Raw genomic sequence first — 20,064 nt, forward strand, 5'->3', positions numbered from 1 at the left:
TTATAGAATACCTCAAAAACTATTTTCTGCTTTTACGGGTATAAACCTCATGATTTTCGTTTCCACCTGATTTCAGATAAGCAATCAGATCTTTCAGTTCATCTTCGTTCAAACTGTTTATCAGACCCGGAAGCATGACCGATACCGACGAATACTTGCTTGAAACCACATCTTTTTTGGCTACTTTCATCAGTACGTCCGGCGCATAAGGATTCTGCGAAATGTAATAGAACGTTTTATCTTCATTAGCCAACCGGCCCACAACAGAATCACCGTTTTTAAGTATCAGCTGTGTTGCAGCATACTGGTCTGACACCGCCTTGCTTGGGTCTATGATAGCCTCAAGAATATCTTTGGTAGAGAAGCGGGTACCCAGCTGTGTTAAATCAGGGCCAACGTTACCGCCTTCGCCCTGAATACTATGGCAGCGGCTACAGGTAATGGCATTATACATATCTTTACCCTGCTGGAAATTCCGTGCGCCTGCGTCTTTATCTACCACTTCTACGGCGTTTTCAAGTTTCCAGTTTTTACCCGGGCCTTTCGGATAATTCTGTATTACCAGGTCATTGCCCGATTTAGACAGCATGTCTGCCCCAGATAGTTTTTCATAATAAGCTACCTGTTGTTTCGGCACGTTCTCCAAAGCTAGTTTACGCATTCTGTCTATGAAACCAATGTAGCTTACGCCACCCTTATAGTTAAGTGCATTGCGCAACCATTTAAAGTATTTTTCTCTCAGCGGTGGTGTCCAACCTGTTTTGGCCGATGTAAGCACCGTGGCAATGTAGGTCTGTTGCACCGGAGGTGTTTTCTCTAACATTTTGGCAATATCAAGGCCATACTGAGGGTTTCTCATAATTAAATCTGCCGACGAGGTTGCCGTTTGTCCGCCAGCAATGGTGCCGGCTGCTTCTTTTTTGTCAAGAAGTGCCACGCATTTGGCAACCGCGCCCGGCGCCTCTAAATGCACAAGAATTCTGCTCAGCAACTTGTTCTGCTCGTTTCCGGTTGAAGGAAACTGCGGATTCATATACGCAATCATTCTGGTTTTTGTTGCTGGCTCGGGTTCACCCATTCGCACAATTACCAATTCAAAAGCACGGAGAATATCAATTTTCTGCGATTCTGATAAAGCAGCATAGTTTACGCTTAACAACGATTTCAGGATGCTTTCTTTCAATTCCGGCTGCCCCTGCCTTGCCAGGCCAATCATAGCATTAATTACCTTAACAGGGTCTTTTTCTGCCAGGGCTTTCTGTTGCCACTCTGCTATTGGCTGGTGCTCTAATGCCAGCCTTGAAGCATAACGGATAAACCTGTCGGGATGGCTTAAGTTAGGCCAGGCTTTGTCTATTGCCAGCGGATTAGGGTCGGTATGGAAAGTTTCAATTTCTCTTCTGAGTGTGTTTTCTTTGGTAGGTACACTTGCAAGCGAAGTTTCAACAGCCTCGTTGCCATTATAGTAGACACGATACAAATCTGATTCAAGTCTCCGGCCGCCAGTAAGGAAGTAAAGGGCGCCATCGGGGCCAATTACACCGTCGGTCAGTGGTAAAGGTAAACCAGATAAGAACTCATCTCTTTCGGCAGTGTAAGATGAACCGCTTGGTTTTAGATGAATGGCATGCACAATACCAAAACTCCAGTCAAACGCCAATAGGACGTTTTTATATTTTGCAGGGAATTTAGCGTCTCTGGTATGCAGCAGGTTGGTAGGTGACCCCTGACCGATACCAATAACTGGCGGAAGGTTATCAGGCAATACCGGTTCCCAGGTTCCGGAGCCTGTTCGCCAGCCGTATTCACTGGCACTGGTTACATGGCATATACGGGTTGGGCGATACCAGGGCAGGCCGAAGTCCCACTCCATATCCGAATCATAGGCGAATAAATCGCCCACTTCATTAAAGGCAATATCATAAGTATTTCTATAGCCGCCGCTCACTAATTCCCAATGTTTGCCGTCGGGGTCTACATTGGCTATCCAACCGCCCGGTTCCTTGCGGTCGGTGGCATGGCCACGGGGGTCTTTTATATGCGGAAACAGTTTGTCGTATTTCCAGTTGGGTGACAGGCGATACGAATCAAACTTCGGTGGGTCGGTATAGTTACCGGCTACAATGTATAAAGATTTTTTATCGAACGATAATATAACACTGTGCGGGCCATGCTCGCCATCTCCTTTCAATTCTTTCAGCAATGTTACCTTGTCGAACTGGTCGTCTCCGTTAGTATCTTGTAAGCGATATAAGCCACTTTTACGCGGAAACTTCTTGTTGCTGCTATTGTTCATCATCACATACAGACTATTGAAGGCATACAGCAAGCCCTGCGCATTTCCCAGAGCGACGGTGTCTCCCTGAACGGTCAGTTTTTCTACTTTAGGCTTTGTACCTTGCCCAATGGCAGGAATGGTAAGCCGGTATAAAATACCGTACTGGTCTGAGGTAATCATGCGGCCTTTGTCGTCAAAGGCCATCGAAACCCATGAGCCCTGCTCGTTTTCTGAAGGGCTGTAGAGGTGTTCTGCCTTAAAGCCCGGTTGCAGCTTTAATTTGGCTATTTTAGGGTTTTCATCTGCCGTAGCCGGATTCTCCTTCAGGTTTGTGTAAGAAGCCACCATCAGGAATACCCCAGTAACACCCACAAGGAGTTTCAGTGCATTTGGTTGAGTGTACATTAGTTTATTTTTTAGGATTGAATGTCGGTTTATTCCGGCCCCTTCTCTACATCTTCTCGGTAAACAATGCGCCATAAAAGCACAAAAGAGATTTTTGATGGCTCCCTCAACAAGAGGAAGGCTAACCGGGGCCTAATGGTTTACCTTATGATACTGAAATACAATTCAGCTATAAATTCAGGTCTTTTCTGTTAAAAATACTTTCCGGTTGTGGGGCATTACCTGCCAGAATGGCCAGCACGTTTTTAACGGTTGACACGCACATATTTCTGTAAGTAGTTGCTGTCAGGCTACCTACGTGCGCCGTAATAATGGTTTTCGGATGGTTTAACAGGGGTTCATCTGCCGCCGGGGGTTCTCTTACCAAAACATCGGCGCCAAAACCAGCAATTGCACCACTATTGAGCGCGTTGATCAGGGCGGTCTGGTCTACCAAAGCCCCACGCGCAGTATTAACCAGTATAGCTGTAGGTTTCATTAAAGACAGTTCCTTTTCGCCAATCAGGTTTTTGGTATCTTCAAACAAAGGCAAATGTAAGGTAACTATATCTGAGACGCTCAATACTTCTTCAAGCGGCAATGCCTGATAGGCTGACTGCACCGGGAATTTATCCCAGTACACCACATTCATATTAAAGGCATCGCCTAATTTAGCTACACGCTTCCCAATATTACCCATACCCAGAACGCCTAGCGTTTTGCCTTGCAGTTCGTCTCCTTCAAACTGGTTGCGCCATTCCCAGTTGCCGGCTTTTACCTGCCTTGCCGATTCGTACAAATTACGTTGAAGCATCAACATCAGCGTAATAGCATGTTCTGCAATGGTACTAGAGTTTGACCCCGGCGCATTAACCACTTTTATACCACGGGCTGAAGCCTCTTTTACGTCTACGTTATCCAGGCCAACTCCGCAGCGGGCTATTACATGCAGCGCCGGGCAGGCCTCCATCAGTTGTTTATTCCCCTGCCCTTTCCCACGGGTAATGACGGCGTGGATAGAATTTTCAGCAAGAATTTCCATCTGAGTTTTTTCTCCCCAAACAGTAAAAATCTCAATCTCTCCTGCACTGGCGGCACTATTAAGCAAATCCATTGCCTCGTCGGCAACGGTTTCTAAAAGCAATACGTTTTTTTTCATTATCTGTCGTGATACAAAGTAGCATTTGCCGATTTATATCCTCTGAAATCGTTACGGCCTGAAACATAAATACCTTCATAAAAAAGCTCGTCTTCAAAAATACGAGGGTCTACGTCGCTACCCGGCGCTGAAGAAATCTCAACCAGATTACCTGAGGGGTCTCTTACAAACATCTGCATGGCGCCATCAGGCAGCTTACGCACCTTGCCCCAAGGCGTAATATCAATTATGCCCAGCTCTTTCATACGGAAAAAGATGGTATTAAAATCATCTACCTGCACGCATATATGCGCTCTGAAAGAAATGGCATCTTCCCACTCAGAAATATGTAGTTGCTGCTCTTCGTTAAACTTGAAAAAAGCTGCGGGGTAATCAAACAAAAATGCCGGAAGTGGTTCAAGCCCCAGTTCATTTTCATAAAATTCACAAGCCTTTTCAAGGTTGTCTACTATAACGGTTACGTGGTTTATTTTAACTGCTCTTGCCATAGCTTTATATTGTTTATTTACGTTAGCCCCAACCTGCCCATTGGCATAAAGCTGAGCTAATTGGTTATCAGATTAAAAACTAAATTGTCTGTTTAAACTCGTTCACGAAGTCCCAGTTCGGAGTCAATCCCAGCCCCGGAGCTGTCGGAACTTCAATCATGCCGTCTACGGCCTGTATTTTCTCATTTACGAGGTCATACATCATCGGGTTTCCGCCTGAAGAGAACTCTATAATAGTAGCCGCAGGCGCAGCAAATGCCACATTTACCCCAGCCATAAACGAGAACGCCGAACCCCAGCAATGCGGAGCCAGTTCTAGCTGATAAGTATGGGCCAGGTGTGCCACACGCATGGCTTCGGTAATACCGCCAATAATGGCAGAGTCAGGCTGAACAACATCCAGCGCGCGCACTTCTATTAAATCTCTTACGTCAAAAGCGGTATATTCGCTCTCACCGGCTGCAATCGGAATAGAAGTTGAGGCTTTTACCTCTGCAGTGCCATGCCTGTTATCGGGGCTGATGGGTTCTTCAAACCAATAAAGATTACAATCTTCTACACCTCTGCAAAACTGCTTGGCTTCTGGCACACTGAACGTGCCATGGGCGTCGGTCATCAGTTTAATGTTTTCCCCTAATGCTTCTCTGGCAGCTCTCACGCGGCGGATACTCTCCTGAACGGTTTCGTCCATTACCCCTACGCGCATTTTTACTCCCTGAAAACCCTTTGAAACATAACCCAGCAATTGCTCACCTATTTTATCGGTACCAGCCCAGCCGCCACTGGCATAAGCAGGCATTTTTTCGCGGCAGGCGCCACCCAATAACTGCACTACAGGTACTCCCAGTGCCTTACCTTTCAAATCCCATAAGGCGGTGTCTACGCCGCTCATGGCAGATATGGTTAAACCTCTACGGCCTAATATCGGAAATTTGCGACCTCTTTTCAGCGCGTAGTGGTCGCGGGTGCCGTTATAGATATGTTCCCAGATACGGGTTATGTGGTGCGCATCTTTACCTATCAGTAAAGGTTTAATTTCATTCTCGATACAACTGACGATTGACGCACAAACACCTGATGAACCTACCGCTGCTTTGGCTTCGCCGAAGCCCTGTAAGCCGGTGTCGGTAGTTACTACTACCAGTGTCATATCAAAATCTGTAAGCAGGCCGTAGTCTGAAAAGTGTTGTTTCTCTTTGGGTATAGGGCAACGAAGCCAGAACGCTTCTACATTAGTAATTTTCATTCAAATTAAGATTAACAGGTTGGTGGTGGCAGGTAGCACACGCAATTAAGGATATAAGTTTCAGCAGGCGAACAAAATGTTCACCCCACAAATCAGATAAGCGGTCGTAATGTATCAATTGACCGACGGGTAAGCATGGTATAGAAATCTTCTGTTACCGACGAGCTCCCGTGGTCTTCCAGAAACTTCTTTTGTTCGGGGCTTAACCCCTCCGGATTCAGCTCAATTGAGTTCGGGTAAGGGTTGGCAGGGGTTCTGTCTAATGGCGAGCAGAATTCAACCGACAATACCTTGTCATAGTCTATTTCGCGCAGGGTTTCAATAATTTTCGGCCAGTTGATGGTACCCATCCCCGGAGCCATACGGTTGCTGTCAGCCACATGGAAACCTACCAGACGGCCTTTAGCTCTGCGGATGGCATCGTAGGTGTTGTCTTCTTCTATGTTCATGTGAAAAGTATCCAGACAAACGCCGCAATTTGGGCCAACTTCTTTAGCCAGTGCCAGAGCCTGGTCGCCACGGTTAATGAAGTACGTCTCAAAACGGTTAATCGGTTCTATACCCAGGGTAATACCCACGCTTTCAGAGTATTCATAAACCTCTTTCATGCTATCAACAGCCCATTTCCATTCTTCGTCGGGCCGGCCATCAGGTATAATTTTACCTACTGTTCCGGGCACTACAGATACCATTTCGCCTTCCAGTTCTTTCACCATCCGCACTACATCTTTTACATATTGAATTGATTTTTCTCTTTGAGATTTGTCTTTGGCAAGCAGGTTTCTGTCTTCCAGCATCAGGGTTACCGAGCCCCAGCATTTCAATCCGTGGTCTTTAAGAAGCTTACCTATCTTACGGGTGTCGTAGGCTTCGGGGCTTCCGGCAATCTCCAGTTTGTCATATCCTAATGCGGCAATTCGTTTAATAGTAGTCTCTATGGATTCTGCGCGCATCCAGTTGTGAATAGAAATTTCCATTTTGAAGGTTATAAGTGTTGAATATATTCAGGAGCATCGGGGTAAATGCTTCAGGGCAAAAATAACAGTATTTGTTTAAGTTTTTTGATTTTTCAAAGATAATATTTACTCTTTCAAAGGCCTGTAAAACAAATACAATATTCCGGTAATAATACTGATGTAAATCGTTTTAGTACCTCTGAGCGCAGCAGAATTTTGGGAATAAAAACCTGAATCAGGAAAAATGTTCAGAAATTGTCTATTGCAGCACGAGCGATTCATTGATTATCTCATGAATACGCTTTCTGATTCTTAAGGTATTGATTTTGTTGTTGGTAGAAACAGGGTAAACCCTGTTTGAGAGGAAAATGAAGATAAGTTCGCGGTCTGGGTCTACCCAGACAACGGTGCCAGTAAATCCGGAATGCCCGTAACTGTTTGGCGAAGCCGAACTGCCTACAATGGGGCTATCTGAATCGCCGGGTTTATCCCAGCCTAATCCCCTGTGGCTTTTTTGTGTATAGTTGCGGGCAAAATGGCGTGTGGTTTCAGGAAAAAGATATTGACGGCCACCATAATACCCGTTTTGCAGATTCATCTGAAAAAGTTTTACCAGGTCTGAGGCATTGCTGAATAACCCGGCATGGCCAGATACTCCGCCTAGAAGTGCGGCATTAGGGTCATGCACGGTTCCCTGAATCTGTGAAGCCCGGAAACCTGATTCGTTTTCAGTAGGCGCAATGATAGTCTTCGGGAATTTAAGCAGTGGATTAAACATCGTAGAGGTCATGCCCAGTGGTTCGTATAAATTTTGCTCCAGAAACTCTTCCAAAGGTTGGTTAGTTATCCGTTCTACCAGCTTTTGCATCATAATCAGGCCCAGGTCGCTGTAAGTATAGCGGTAACCGCCCTGCCGGTCTTGTGTGTTTATGAGTTTAGAGTCAATGACCCATTTCCATACCGAGTCTCTAATTGCCGGCTTTATGTACAGATTACCGGCCACCTGTAAATTGGCAGGCATTAGCAGACTGTCTTTGCTGAAACTGTAATATTCAGGATTGTAGGTGCTACCGGTTTTGGTTTTTTCCCAGAAGGGCATAAATGCAACCAGCCCGGCCTGATGCAACAGAATATCTGAAATCAGCATTTTTTCTTTATTGCTGCCTTTCAGCTCTGGCAGATAAGTGCTTAGCTTTTCATTCAAATCAATGGCGCCACGCTCGTTGAGCATCATAACACCCTGTAATGTAGCCGAGACTTTGGTCATAGAGGCGATGTCGTACAGGGTTTGGTTGGTTACCGGTTCATATAAACCGTATCTTAAAGTTCCGAAGCTCCGGTTATATACTATTCTGCCTTTTCTGGCCACCAGAACCTGGCAGCCCGGAAAAGCCCTGTTGTCTATCCCCTGCTTTACTACCTGTGCTATTTCATCCAGCTTCTGCCCGTTCATGCCCACACTTTCAGCATCGCCAAAAGAAACGCGACCAAGCCTTTGGGTCTGAATGCCGGCACCAACTTTCAGGTCGTTATCAATTGAAACCGGAAGCCTTCCTCTGGCCGGTAAAGCGCCGAACAATATCTGAGGCACCACCCGATGAGAGGCAGGATCGTCTTCGTAACCACATATCAGATTCCGGGTGTGGCTGTATAATCTTAAACCGTAAGGGTTACCAAAAGCACATACTACCACGTGGGTTCTTTTGCCAAGCTGATGGATAAAATCCAGCGTGGCCGGAGTTACGCCATAGTTTCTGTCGCCACGGCTATTCATACCGTGCACGCTAACCACCACAACTTTATATTTTGAGGCCTCGTCTAATACCCAGGCAATGTCTTTTTCAGAACCGGGCTTGAATGGCACTACAAAATTTTTAAAATTGGCGTACTGACTGAGCGTTTTCTGAAATTCATTGTCGTAGTCTGCACTGATGGCAACAGAAGCAAAAGAGAGGGTGTCAAGATGATTGAAAGGAATAAGATTATCCTGGTTTCGGGCAACGGTTACTGCCTGTTCAAAAAGAGCGGTTTTCAATTCCAGCGATTTTCTTCCGTTCAGGTCGGCACCCAACCCAGCCATATCAACAGGCTTATAATTGCCAAGCCCGGCCCAGTATTTAGCCATCAGAATTTTTTTTACCCGGGCATCCAGCACATCAGTTGGTATCTGGCCGGTTTCAACAGCTTTCTTTATGCGGTTAAACGCAGCAGGTAAGTTGCCTGTTTGCAGTAAAATATCATTACCGGCCATAAATGCCAGAAACTCAGGCTCGCCGGGTTGCAAGCCTTGCGTAATGCCTCTCATATTGAGGGCGTCAGTTACTGTAAGCCCTCTGAAACCCATCTGGTTTTTAATGATTTCGGTAACTATCCGTTCAGATATAGACGTAGGCGTATTCCCTCTTGCTTCCAGAGCAGGCACCAACAAATGGCCTGTCATGACGGTACCGATACTATCGGCAATCAGGCGTCTGAAAGGATAAAGCTCAACCTCATTGAGCCTTTTCATTGAGTGCGTTACTACAGGCAGTGTGTGGTGCGAATCCTGGTCGGTATCGCCATGACCGGGAAAATGCTTGGCACTGCCCATTACATGATAGCGTTTCATGCCCCGCACATAAGCCAGCCCTTTTTCTGCTACATTTATCTGCGACTCCCCGAATGAACGATAATTGATTACAGGGTTGTCTGGATTGGTGTTGACATCAATAGAGGGTGCGAAATTGATATGAATACCCAGTCTTTGGCATTGCCGGCCTACTTCCTGTCCGAATCGCTCAATATAGGCGTTGTCCTGAATGGCCCCCAGGGTAATCTGTTTCGGGAAATCAATAACGCTGTCCAAACGCATTCCCAGGCCCCATTCGGCATCTATGCCAATCATAAGCGGAACGCGTGAAAGTTGCTGATAACGATTGGTTAATCTGGCCTGGCGGTGAGGCCCGCCCTGAAAAAAGATAAGCCCGCCAATATGGTAGGTAGCAATGTTGTTTTCAACCTGCTGATAGTATTTTTCGGTGCGGTTAGAGTAGGTGGCCATCATAAACAATTGCCCTACTTTTTCGTCCAGCGTCATTGAGGCCAGCAGGCTGTCGGCCCACTTTCCTTGCGTTTGCAGATAGTCTTTAGATTTGTCAGGGGGCCGCGTAAAAGAACTGATTACAGTAAACAAAGTCAGAACAAAAGCCCCCGCAATTATTATCTTCCTCACTAAAAAATCCTCCCATTTAAATTATTAACACCAGCCAGAAGCTTTTTTCTTCAAGTAAAGTTAAGCCTTCATTTTAATTGGCTCAATTCGTATAGACCTATTTTAATTTATTTTTAATCAATTTCAATCACTACTCCCGGGGTAAGTGGGTGTGCCACACAGGTAAGAATGTAGCCCTGCTGAATCTCTTTATCGGTAAGGCCTTCTTCTTCGTCCATTTTTACTTTACCAGAAACGCATTTACCCATACAGGCTGTACACATACCAGCCTGGCAAGAGTAAGGCAGGTCAATATCAATGTCAAGAGCCGCTTCCAAAATACTCTGGTGTGGCTTTACTTCAAATTCGTGTTCTTCTCCTTCATAGATAACTTTTATCAGCTGGGGTTTTAGGGAGTCTTCGTTCTCTTCTACAAACACTTCATCAAGCATGGGTGCATGAAAATTCTCGCGGTGAATCCTACTCTTGCTTACATCATATATATTAAGGCCTTTGATGATGTCTTCCATCATACCGGCAGGGCCACAGAGAAAAAATTCGTCTTTGGCAAAATCGGTGAACGAGTCTTTCATGAAACGGATACCGATGCCCTGGCTGATGCGCCCTACCTGCCCCACCCAGTAATCTGAGGGGCGCGACAAAATATGATGCACCTTTAGGCGCTCTCGATAGGTACGCTCCATTTCTTCAATTTTGTCCTTAAAAATAATGCTGCCTTCGCTGCGATTACCATAAACAAGGGTTATTCTTGACCCCGGTTCAACCTTAAGAACAGATTTTGCAATGGCCATTAGCGGCGTAATACCACTGCCTGCCGCAAAAAGAACCAAATGGCGGCTTTGCCCGGCGTCAGGTTCTACAAAAAAGTTACCCATTGGTTCTACAATCTCAATAAAGTCTCCTACTTTAACTTTATCGTTCAGGTAGTTGGAAACCAACCCGCCTTTTACTCTTTTTACTGTTATACCTATAGCGGTATCAGTATGAGGCGAGGTAGACATGGAATAGCTGCGACGTACTTTTTTACCGTCTAATGGCACTATTACTGTAATAAACTGCCCTGCTTTATATTTAATCTGCTCGCTTAATGGATGCCAGAAATAAATAGTAACGCTGTCTGGGGTTTCTGTTACAACTTCTTTTACCTGCAGAAAATATGTTTTTAATGTCATTTTTAATTTGCCGGGTAAGGTTCTGTTACCCTTCAGATACTTTTTAAATATTTTAACTACTCACGCTATCGCTCAGGTACTTTTTAAGGTATTTACTTTTCTTTTTTGGCTCTTTTATACAAAACCACTAAAGTATGTAAACTGCAATGGTATATTTTATGCCTTCATCAAAAAGTTTATGGCTACCGGCATGGTGCAAAATTAGGCTGTAAAGACCAAACGAACTAATTTTCAATGATTTAGCATAAAAAAAAGAGAAACAATTGCTTTTATTTCAGGAAATCTCTAATTTTGCAGCCCCAAAATACTCCCTTGAGACGTAGCCCGTTAGTTCAAGGGGACATCCAATTTTGAGAAGTGACTGATTCCGGAGTTGCTATGTGTTGTTTCAACACCTTAAAAATTGTCGAAAAAAAGCCACAGTTATTAGTATAAGCTTTTGGGGGCAAATACTGAATTACGAATGGCAACAGCTTTTTTCAAACACATTTAACATTTAAAAATAGTGAAATATCTAAGTTACAAGACGATTTCGGCAAATAACGAAACCGCTAATAAAGAATGGGTGGTTGTAGATGCAACCGACAAAGTATTGGGTCGTTTGTGCAGCCAGATTGCTAACATCATTCGTGGCAAGCATAAAACCAACTATACTCCGCATGTAGATTGCGGTGATAACGTAATTGTTATCAATGCCGAGAAAATCCGCCTGACAGGAAAGAAAATGACCGACAAAGTTTACGTTCGTCACACGGGTCATCCGGGTGGTCAACGTTTTGCTACTCCTCGTGAGTTAATGGCAAAAGACGGTCGTCGTGTAGTTGAGTATGCTGTAAAAGGTATGCTTCCAAAAGGTCGTTTGGGACGTCGTCTATATACAAATCTGTATGTATACGAAGGACCAAATCACCCACATGCAGCGCAAACGCCAAAAACAATTGAGCTGTAATATCAACGGGTAATAATTTATAATTTTAGAAAATTTTCAAAATCCTATATAATAATGCAAGTTATCAACGCAGTAGGTAGAAGAAAAACAGCCGTTGCCCGTATCTACATGAAACAGGGTAATGGAGCAGTTACTGTGAATGGTCGTGAATTAAAGGAGTACTTCCCTTCTGAAATTCTTCAAATTGTATTGAACCAACCATTTACTGCCGTAAATGCAACTGGTCAGTACGATCTTAAAGTAAATGTACAAGGTGGTGGTATTGCTGGTCAGGCAGAAGCAGTGCGTATGGCAATTGCCCGCGCATTGTGTGAAGCTAACACAGAGAACCGCCCGGCATTGAAAAAAGAAGGCTTCTTAACTCGTGACTCTCGTATGGTTGAACGTAAAAAATACGGTCGCCGTAAAGCTCGTAAGAGATTCCAATTCTCAAAACGTTAATATTATTTACGAATTACATCCGGCTGTTGCGAAGTCTTTATTTCGCCTGCTGCGTGTAATTCGTAAATTCTTTTGTCCAGACAGCACTTACAGTGATGCCGACGTGCTGTGCTGCGTAATTTAATTTTTTTCAACATTTTATCATTTTACCAAAAATGGCACAATTACAGTACAAAGACCTTCTGGATGCAGGTGTACACTTTGGTCACCTTACCCGTAAATGGGATCCGAAAATGGCTCCGTATATCTTCATGGAGAAAAACGGAATCCATATCATTGACCTTAACAAAACTTTAGCTTGTTTAGAAGACGCACAACAAGTGGTAAAAGGTATTGTTCGTTCTGGTCGTAAAATCATGTTTGTTGCAACCAAAAAACAAGCACAGGAAATAGTGGCAGAAGAAGCAAAACGCTTGAAAATGCCTTACGTTACTGAGCGTTGGTTAGGTGGTATGCTAACAAACTTTGCTACTATCAAGAAATCTTTGAAAAAATTGCAAAACGTTGAGCGTATGTTGAAAGACGAAGCAACAGCGAGCAACCTTGCTAAACGTGAGCGCCTGATGCTAGACCGCGAGCGTATCAAATTGGAAAGATTATTGGGTGGTGTAGCTGATTTATCAAGACTTCCGGCTGCTTTGTTTGTTGTTGACGTAAAACGTGAACACCTGGCCGTAGCTGAAGCGCACCGTTTGGGTATACCGGTAATTGCCATGTGCGATACTAACTCAAACCCTGAGTCGGTTGAGTATCCGATCCCAGCCAATGATGATGCCTACAAATCAGTAGCTTTGGTAACACTTGCTTTAGGTAAGGCTATTGAAGAAGGTATCATGGAGCGTAAAATGGATAAAGATAACGCCGCTCTGCAAGAAGAAGAAGAAGCTAAACGTGCAGTAGACGAAACACCAGCAGCAGTTGAGGAAACTCCAGCAGCAGTAGCCGGTGACGAAACTGAAGCATAATTAGCCAAGAAATACTAAGTTTAAAGGCCCAGAATTTTGATTTCGGGCCTTTTTTTTGCTTCTAAAAAATAATCTGAAACCGGGTGCCTTCGCCAACTTTTGAAAATACTTTCAGGTTACCGCCATGCATTTGCATTATCTGCCTCGACAAGCTCAGACCAATGCCCGAGCCTGTTTTCTTGGTGGTATAAAACGGGATAAATATCTTTTCAAGCGCTTCAGGCTCAATACCGCTGCCGTTATCGCCAATTTCAACTATTTTCTGTTCATCAATTTCAAAGGTTCTGATTCTTACCTGAGGATTCAAACGAGACTCCGTAGCTTCAACTGCATTTTTTATAATGTTTATCAGCACCATTGCTATCAGCTCGGTATCGGCCATTAAATCAAAGCTCTCTTTAAAGTCTGTTTTTAACTCAATCTGTTTCTCTTTCAATTGCGGCTGAACCAGGTTTAGCACCTGAGCTATTAATTCTTTAGAGGTGGTTTCTTCAAACTTCGGTTTGGGTATGCTGGTAAACTCGCGGTAGGCATTTACAAAGTTCATAATACCCTTGCTACGGTTTTCTATCGTAAACAAGGCTTCTTTCAGGTCGTTGACAGTTTCCTGAATACCCTCTTCCTTGCTTAAATCAAGCTCAATAATTTCACGCATGGTGCTGGCTAGTGATACTATCGGCGTTACAGAGTTCATAATCTCATGGCGCAACACTTTGGTCAGGTTCTGCCAGGCTTCCAGCTCTTTCTGTTGCAGCTCAGACTGAATGTTCTGCAACGAAATTAGTTTAATAACACGCCCCCTGAGGCTCACGGTGGCAGCGTTGATAGATATCTGTTTTTCGTTAGCTGTCTGATACAGCGCCTTACTGCCAGAAGAGATGTTGTTCAGGATGTCAAACAATTCAGCATGGGCGGTTTTAGAAAGCTCGCTGATATTGCGCAAACGATAAATATTTAAAATACGAAAGGCCGCATTGTTTATGAGCTCAATGTTGCCAGACGAATCGTAAGATAAAAGCCCTACATTTACGTGCTGAACAATAGTGTTAATGTAGTGCAGGTTAGCTTCTTTTTCGGCGCGTGCCTGGCGAAAGGCCTCCAGAACTCCATTAAATTGCTGATTTACCTCTTCAAAACTTCGGCCCAGTTTGTTATCAGACCGAAACTTAACGGCGAAGTCAGAATACCTCACAGACTCAAAAAAACGGGCCAGCTTCCGGTTAATAGAAGTAGTATAAGTGAAAATCCAGAAAAATACGAGTGCCGACAAAATACCAAACAAGCCCACTGCCGACCACTGATTCTGTAAAAAATAATAAACCATTGCCAGAAGTGTTACACTTAAAACACTAATACGCAGGATGATACCAATTGCAAAATGCCTCATGAAAAATAGCTGCTTGTAGGCGTGAAATTAAAAGACGGTTAAACGGTTAATCTTTTCAAAAAGAAAGAACTCTAAAGATAACCCTACGATTTAAAAAATCGTGAAACAACACAAAAGAAAATTTGTCAAATTTCGTTAAATACTTGTTAAATCAATAATAAAATGAGAACCAGACACATAAATAAAAATTCAGTTACCCTCCTTATTCTGGGAATATTGTTGTCGGGCTGTTCTGCTCAAAGAGATTTTCTTTCAGATAATTTTTCTAAAGCAAAAGCTACCCACCAACGCATAGCCATATTACCATTTGATGTGCAGTTTGAAAACCCCGTAAACCGGAATCCTGATACCCGCACGCAAAGATTTTTCAGCCAGCAGGAACGTGAAGCAAGCCTTGATACCCAGAAAGAACTATTTGCCTACGCCGCCAAGCAGGTAGAAAAAGGAAGATACGAACTGGCTTTTCAGGATTTTACCAAAACCAACAGCATACTGGCAAGCAGTGGTATCAGGCTGGAAGACATAGGCAGGCATGACAAAGCTCAGCTGGCACGTATATTAGGGGTAGACGCCGTAATCTGGGGCCAGTTGCAGGTAGTTATCAGCCGCCAGAACCGGTACTCTATGATGCCCTCTTATATGGGGAACGACGGTGTTGAGGCCAATGTGAATCTGTATGATGCAGCCACCGGAGAGCTGCTGTGGAAAACCAATATGAAACAGCGCCCAAACAACCGCATGGATACCCCCCACCACCTGACCAGCCAGTTGATTGCACAGGTAGCCAAACATTTACCATACCGAACAAAATAAGTGGATTATTAAAGTAAATTTTTCTAATTTCGCGCTCTGAACTACCGGCGGTGTCATCAAAAAAGACCATGGCCGGAATATTATTAAAAATTAGCATTTACTTGATATATTATGGGAAGAGCGTTTGAATTCAGAAAAGCTCGTAAAATGAAGCGTTGGGGGCAAATGGCCAAAACATTTACCCGTATTGGTAAAGACATTGCCATTGCCGTAAAATCTGGCGGCCCGGACCCTAACAGCAACTCGCGCCTGAGAGCCATCATACAAAATGCCAAGGCTGCCAATATGCCAAAGGCCAACGTAGAAAATGCCATTAAGAGAGCATCTTCTAAAGAGCAGGAAGACTACAAAGAGATGGTTTACGAGGGATACGCCCAACATGGCATTGCCATACTGGTTGAGTGTACCACCGACAACACCAACCGCTCGGTAGCCAATGTGCGCAGTTATTTCAGCAAATGTGGTGGCAGCCTGGGTACCTCGGGTATGTTGGATTTCATTTTCGACAGGAAGTCGGTCTTTAAGATTGCCAAGAACGACAAAATTGATGTGGAAGAACTGGAGTTTGAGTTAATAGACTTTGGTGCAGAAGAGGTATTTCTTGATGAAGAAAGCAACCAAATTAATATTTACGGCGAGTTTACCGCCTTTGGCGCTATTCAGAAATTTCTGGAAGAGAAAGGCTTTGAATTACTACAGGCCGATTTTGAGCGGATTCCGACCGATATGAAAACTATTACGGGAGAACAGGCCGCCGACGTGGAGAAACTGATAGAAAAACTGGAAGAAGATGACGACGTGCAGAATGTGTATCATAATATGATAATTGCCTGACCTGAATCTTGATTTCTATATTCGTCAGAATCCAAAAGATTCTGACGTTTTTATTTAACCACCTCACTTCTGCCTATACCATGTTTCATATTCTGTACTCATTTATTCTGTTAATGATTATGCCAACCCCTGATTATAGCGTTTCTTTATCAAAAAACGAGTGGAAAGACCTCGACAGCAAGTATTTCAGGCATTCAACCACCGGCCAAACCGCAACGCAGGAAACACTGGTAAAGCTGAAATATGACGACCAATACCTTTATATTGCCTTTGAGTGCCACCAGAACCCCTACTGGAAAGAAAACACTTATCAGGTACATAACACAGAAATGTATAATCAGGAAGTGTTTGAGGTCTTTATAGCTGAAGGAACCGAAGTACCTGAGCGATATCTGGAACTGGAAATAAACCCCAATAATGTATTGTGGATTGGGAAGATACATAACCCTACCAAAGGACATGGCGGAGGGAATTCGACCGAAATGATAGACTATGCAAAGGCCGGTATCAAACACAGTGTAAAAACGCAAGACGATACCTGGAGTGGCACTTTGCAAATACCGCTGAGCCTGATTGGCTCAGGAAATACAAAAGATTACAGAGCCAACTTTTATAGAATTGTATCAACGCAATCGCACAAGAAAGGCGACTGGAAATGTAACCCCAAAGAATGTGATTTCTTATGCTGGAGCCCAACCATGAGCGGTAAAACTCCGGCTTTTCATAGACCTGAGTATTTTGGCTCGCTGCATTTCAAATAAAAGGCCAATATAAACCAGCTCATTAATTAATTACTACGCTTAATCAGCCTGCATCTTAAAACAAATGTTTAAGGTGCAGGCTGATTAAATTTACTGGTTTTCATCCTTTAGAATTTTGCCCAGTCCTTCGCCCATTTTCTTCATGCGGGCATAGTTTTTGTACGAGTTTTTGGTTTTATCCATCTCAATCTTTAAACTACCCGGATACATCCTGATGTAAAATGCCATCTTATTATCAAGCACCATATCAGCATCCAAACGTGCATTTTCAAAAGAAAAGTCGCTTTCGTTTTCAAGTTCCTCATCCAGATACTGCTGCACTTCTTTAGTAAACCTTTCGGGATACCTGGCAGTAAATTTATACAAATCATGAGTTTCGCTATGCGAAATAGAAATATCCCCTTTGTTTTCACAAGACGAAAAGAACACAAGCCCCAGAGCAGCAATCAAAAATAAGTTAAATAGCTTTTTCATAATTATTTGTTATTAAAACGGTTTGAAATCGTTTCGATAAACAAATATAATGCAATGCTAGATACATTGTTATACATAGTACCTTGCCATTGCAATTATTATGATAAACGGTGCTATTGAAGGATGAACGGAACCCGGTATCTCAAAGTCATTCGTTTCTAATAGCAGCTAAGCCAAGATCCTGCTTTTTCACGCACGCATCTATCCTTTAATAATCAGAATTTACTCTTCAAAAATCAGCTTTTGTCAGAAATCCCTACCCTTCCAAACCCGAATCCGATAGGTTTGCATCATCATTTAAACCAGCATACTTATGACAAAGCTTATACCTTATATTCTGTTTTATCTGTTTCTTATACCCATTTTAAAAGGGCAGACCAACATTAAAGGCAAAGTAACCGACAAAAAGGGAGAGGCCATTCCGGGCGCCAACATCTATATTAAAGGCAGCTATGATGGCGCCACCAGCGATGCCGAAGGAGGCTATCTATTCAGGACCAGTAAAAAAGATACAGCCACTTTAGTAGCCAGTTTTGTGGGATATGATAATTACGAGCAAAAAATAAAGCTAGCCGGCGGCACAACCGAAATCAATATCAGAATGCAGGAGTCGATGAATGTTCTGAATATGGTAACTATTACAGCCGGAACATTTGAGGCATCGGACAGTAAAAAAATGGTAATGCTGAAACCATTAGATATTGTAACCACTGCCGGAGGCGGCGCTGATATAACAGCGGTTATGCAGCTTTTATCGGGTGCGCAAAGAGTTGGCGAGCAGGAAGGGCTGTTTGTAAGAGGTGGCTCAGCCAACGAAACCAAAACCGTTATTGATGGCATGATAGTTCAGAATCCGTTTTTCAGCAGTACGCCTGATGTGCCTCAACGCGGGCGTTTTACACCTTTTATGTTTAAAGGTACCGCCTTTAGTACAGGCGGATACTCTGCACAATACGGGCAGGCGCTTTCGTCGGTATTGCTGCTGCAAACCCGCGATAAAACCGATGATGCCAGCGGCTGGAATATCAACGCCAATATGGCAGGCCTTGGCGCAACTTATACGCACAAGGGAAGCATTTCCGGCTCACTTTACTACACCAACCTTACCCCATTTTTTAACCTGATGAAATCAAACATTGAGTTTGATAAAGTACCGCAGGGCCTCAATACCTCATTGACCATTAATGAAAATCTTACTAAAAACAGCAACCTGAAAATTTACGGCAGCTATGCTGAAAATCAGTCAATCATCTCATTCCCTAATTATCAGTCCACAGACTCAAATTATAAATTCAATCTGAAGAACAAAAACCTATTTACCAATGGTACCTACCAGGTTAACTTTGATGAAGGCCGATGGATATTGCTAACAGGTTTATCTTATAGCCGCAATACAGATAAGATAAAAATTGGTAATGATGACGGCGACCGCCTGGACGAACGCACACAAATACGAACGGTATTAACCCGGCTATTTGGTAAAAACTATGCCAGCTCAGTTTTATTTGGAGCCGAATTTCATGCCATTAAAACAGGCAACATCTATAATCAGTACGATTTCAGCTTGCAGGATAATTACAGCGCGGCGTTTACAGAAACCGAATTATACATTACCCCAAAACTGGCCGGAAGACTTGGCATGAGAGCCGAATATACCAGTGCGATTGACAAGGCAAATATTGCTCCGCGGGTTTCATTGGCCTATAAAACCGGGCAGTACAGCCAGGTATCGCTGGCAGCAGGGCAATTCTACCAAACACCAGAGAAAAACTATTTGTACCTGAACCGTAATCTGGATTATGAATTGGCAAACCACCTGATTTTGAATTACCAGATTATTAAAAACGACCGAACTTTCAGAATGGAAGGTTTCAGGAAAGACTACAAAAACCTGGTTTTAGAGCATACCAGCTATTATGACCCAAACCCGTACCGTTTCCCAACCGGGCCGACTGACAACAAAGGCAAAGGCTTTGCACAAGGCTTTGATATATTTTACAGAGACAAGAAAAGCATAAAAAGCGGTGAATTCTGGCTGACCTATTCTTTTCTGGATACCGAGCGATTATTCAGAAACTACCAGAAAGAAACCATGCCTACTTTTGCTTCAAAACATAATGTTAGTGTAGTTTACAAGCAGTTTTTTGAGAAAATAAGTACCAACGCAGGTGTAACCTTTACCCATACAAGCGGCAGGCCCAATTATGATTTCGCTACTACTTCGTTTGCGCCTCAGTACACCAGACCTTATGAAAACGTAAGTCTATCTGCCAGCCACATACGCACCATCAAGGGTAACTTTATGGTATTTTATGCTACTTTAGACAATCTGTTTGCCCGTAAAAATGTATTCGGGTATCGTTATTCTGCTGATGGCAAGCAACGCTTTGAAGTAATACCACCTATGTACCGGACTTTCTTTCTCGGGGTTTCCATCAATCTATCAAAACAAATGAGTAAACCTAAAGAGGCAGATCTGGATAACTTGTAAAAGTTGGAAACGCACGCCAGAAAAAACCCATAAGGTAAAAGCACTATGACCGTAA

The 20,064-nt window shown here is 43.6% G+C and carries 16 protein-coding genes; 7 read left to right on the forward strand and 9 right to left on the reverse strand.

Annotated elements, in window-relative coordinates:
* Positions 1–19: 19 nt before the first annotated feature.
* From NZ848_RS09550 to NZ848_RS09580, 7 genes are all read right to left on the reverse strand, one after another.
* Positions 20–2,683 carry a c-type cytochrome gene (locus tag NZ848_RS09550; RefSeq protein WP_259015306.1) on the reverse strand — a complete coding sequence of 888 codons (2,664 nt, stop codon included), beginning with the start codon at positions 2,681–2,683 and terminating at the stop codon, positions 20–22.
* A 169-nt stretch (positions 2,684–2,852) separates the two neighbouring features.
* On the reverse strand, positions 2,853–3,821 hold the full coding sequence (locus tag NZ848_RS09555) for a 2-hydroxyacid dehydrogenase (protein WP_259015307.1): 969 nt from the start codon (positions 3,819–3,821) through the stop codon (positions 2,853–2,855).
* Positions 3,821–4,309: a VOC family protein gene (locus NZ848_RS09560; RefSeq protein WP_259015308.1), complete on the reverse strand. Its 489-nt coding sequence runs from the start codon at positions 4,307–4,309 to the stop codon at positions 3,821–3,823. Before NZ848_RS09560 ends, NZ848_RS09555 begins: the two co-directional genes overlap by 1 nt.
* A 79-nt stretch (positions 4,310–4,388) precedes the next feature.
* Positions 4,389–5,555 (reverse strand): mandelate racemase/muconate lactonizing enzyme family protein, encoded by a 1,167-nt coding sequence (locus NZ848_RS09565; protein ID WP_253530557.1) that lies wholly within the window; start codon positions 5,553–5,555, stop codon positions 4,389–4,391.
* A 92-nt stretch (positions 5,556–5,647) separates the two neighbouring features.
* A complete protein-coding gene (locus tag NZ848_RS09570) occupies positions 5,648–6,532 on the reverse strand; it encodes a sugar phosphate isomerase/epimerase family protein (RefSeq protein WP_259015309.1) in 885 nt (294 codons plus the stop codon).
* Between the two features lie 238 nt (positions 6,533–6,770).
* Positions 6,771–9,722, reverse strand: coding sequence for a glycoside hydrolase family 3 N-terminal domain-containing protein (locus NZ848_RS09575; RefSeq protein ID WP_259015310.1), 2,952 nt, complete (start codon positions 9,720–9,722; stop codon positions 6,771–6,773).
* A 113-nt stretch (positions 9,723–9,835) separates the two neighbouring features.
* Positions 9,836–10,894 (reverse strand): ferredoxin--NADP reductase, encoded by a 1,059-nt coding sequence (locus NZ848_RS09580; RefSeq protein WP_259015311.1) that lies wholly within the window; start codon positions 10,892–10,894, stop codon positions 9,836–9,838.
* A 505-nt stretch (positions 10,895–11,399) separates the two neighbouring features.
* Between NZ848_RS09580 and rplM the strand changes: the two genes are divergently transcribed.
* The 3 genes from rplM (at position 11,400) to rpsB (ending at position 13,249) form a co-directional block, all read left to right on the forward strand.
* Positions 11,400–11,843, forward strand: coding sequence for a 50S ribosomal protein L13 (gene rplM / locus NZ848_RS09585; protein WP_101724512.1), 444 nt, complete (start codon positions 11,400–11,402; stop codon positions 11,841–11,843).
* Positions 11,844–11,897: 54 nt separating this feature from the next.
* A complete protein-coding gene (gene rpsI / locus NZ848_RS09590) occupies positions 11,898–12,284 on the forward strand; it encodes a 30S ribosomal protein S9 (protein ID WP_101724513.1) in 387 nt (128 codons plus the stop codon).
* A 155-nt stretch (positions 12,285–12,439) separates the two neighbouring features.
* Positions 12,440–13,249 (forward strand): 30S ribosomal protein S2, encoded by an 810-nt coding sequence (gene rpsB / locus NZ848_RS09595; RefSeq protein WP_253530582.1) that lies wholly within the window; start codon positions 12,440–12,442, stop codon positions 13,247–13,249.
* A gap of 61 nt (positions 13,250–13,310) precedes the next feature.
* On the opposite strand, the gene NZ848_RS09600 is transcribed toward rpsB, so the two are convergent.
* Entirely contained in the window at positions 13,311–14,636 is a 1,326-nt protein-coding gene (locus NZ848_RS09600; protein WP_101724515.1) for a sensor histidine kinase, read from the reverse strand.
* Between the two features lie 162 nt (positions 14,637–14,798).
* Here NZ848_RS09600 and NZ848_RS09605 point away from each other — a divergent pair, with 162 nt between their 5' ends.
* The 3 genes from NZ848_RS09605 to NZ848_RS09615 all read left to right on the forward strand — a co-directional run bounded on the left by NZ848_RS09605 (position 14,799) and on the right by NZ848_RS09615 (position 17,044).
* Complete coding sequence (locus NZ848_RS09605; protein ID WP_259015315.1) at positions 14,799–15,449, forward strand: hypothetical protein; 651 nt, start codon at positions 14,799–14,801, stop codon at positions 15,447–15,449.
* A gap of 111 nt (positions 15,450–15,560) precedes the next feature.
* Positions 15,561–16,283: a YebC/PmpR family DNA-binding transcriptional regulator gene (locus NZ848_RS09610; protein WP_259015316.1), complete on the forward strand. Its 723-nt coding sequence runs from the start codon at positions 15,561–15,563 to the stop codon at positions 16,281–16,283.
* Positions 16,284–16,363: 80 nt separating this feature from the next.
* Positions 16,364–17,044: a carbohydrate-binding family 9-like protein gene (locus tag NZ848_RS09615; RefSeq protein ID WP_259015317.1), complete on the forward strand. Its 681-nt coding sequence runs from the start codon at positions 16,364–16,366 to the stop codon at positions 17,042–17,044.
* A gap of 90 nt (positions 17,045–17,134) precedes the next feature.
* Here the strand turns inward: NZ848_RS09615 and NZ848_RS09620 are convergent, their stop codons facing one another.
* The gene (locus NZ848_RS09620) at positions 17,135–17,518 is read right to left on the reverse strand and encodes a hypothetical protein (RefSeq protein ID WP_259015318.1); all 384 of its coding nucleotides are present in this window, start codon (positions 17,516–17,518) and stop codon (positions 17,135–17,137) included.
* Positions 17,519–17,831: 313 nt separating this feature from the next.
* Here NZ848_RS09620 and NZ848_RS09625 point away from each other — a divergent pair, with 313 nt between their 5' ends.
* Positions 17,832–20,009, forward strand: a complete 2,178-nt coding sequence (locus NZ848_RS09625; protein ID WP_259015319.1) for a TonB-dependent receptor — start codon at positions 17,832–17,834, stop codon at positions 20,007–20,009.
* Positions 20,010–20,064 lie beyond the last annotated feature (55 nt).

This window comes from Emticicia fluvialis (genome assembly GCF_024793945.1).
Classification (GTDB): domain Bacteria; phylum Bacteroidota; class Bacteroidia; order Cytophagales; family Spirosomataceae; genus Emticicia; species Emticicia fluvialis.

Excerpts from the sequence above, each read along its gene's own strand:
- NZ848_RS09550 (WP_259015306.1), bottom strand. The coding sequence starts at position 2,683 with ATGTACACTCAACCAAATGCACTGAAACTCCTTGTGGGTGTTACTGGG.
- NZ848_RS09555 (WP_259015307.1), bottom strand. The coding sequence starts at position 3,821 with ATGAAAAAAAACGTATTGCTTTTAGAAACCGTTGCCGACGAGGCAATG.
- NZ848_RS09560 (WP_259015308.1), bottom strand. The coding sequence starts at position 4,309 with ATGGCAAGAGCAGTTAAAATAAACCACGTAACCGTTATAGTAGACAAC.
- NZ848_RS09565 (WP_253530557.1), bottom strand. The coding sequence starts at position 5,555 with ATGAAAATTACTAATGTAGAAGCGTTCTGGCTTCGTTGCCCTATACCC.
- NZ848_RS09570 (WP_259015309.1), bottom strand. The coding sequence starts at position 6,532 with ATGGAAATTTCTATTCACAACTGGATGCGCGCAGAATCCATAGAGACT.
- NZ848_RS09580 (WP_259015311.1), bottom strand. The coding sequence starts at position 10,894 with ATGACATTAAAAACATATTTTCTGCAGGTAAAAGAAGTTGTAACAGAA.
- rpsI (WP_101724513.1), top strand. The coding sequence starts at position 11,898 with ATGCAAGTTATCAACGCAGTAGGTAGAAGAAAAACAGCCGTTGCCCGT.
- rpsB (WP_253530582.1), top strand. The coding sequence starts at position 12,440 with ATGGCACAATTACAGTACAAAGACCTTCTGGATGCAGGTGTACACTTT.
- NZ848_RS09600 (WP_101724515.1), bottom strand. The coding sequence starts at position 14,636 with ATGAGGCATTTTGCAATTGGTATCATCCTGCGTATTAGTGTTTTAAGT.
- NZ848_RS09605 (WP_259015315.1), top strand. The coding sequence starts at position 14,799 with ATGAGAACCAGACACATAAATAAAAATTCAGTTACCCTCCTTATTCTG.
- NZ848_RS09610 (WP_259015316.1), top strand. The coding sequence starts at position 15,561 with ATGGGAAGAGCGTTTGAATTCAGAAAAGCTCGTAAAATGAAGCGTTGG.
- NZ848_RS09615 (WP_259015317.1), top strand. The coding sequence starts at position 16,364 with ATGTTTCATATTCTGTACTCATTTATTCTGTTAATGATTATGCCAACC.
- NZ848_RS09620 (WP_259015318.1), bottom strand. The coding sequence starts at position 17,518 with ATGAAAAAGCTATTTAACTTATTTTTGATTGCTGCTCTGGGGCTTGTG.
- NZ848_RS09625 (WP_259015319.1), top strand. The coding sequence starts at position 17,832 with ATGACAAAGCTTATACCTTATATTCTGTTTTATCTGTTTCTTATACCC.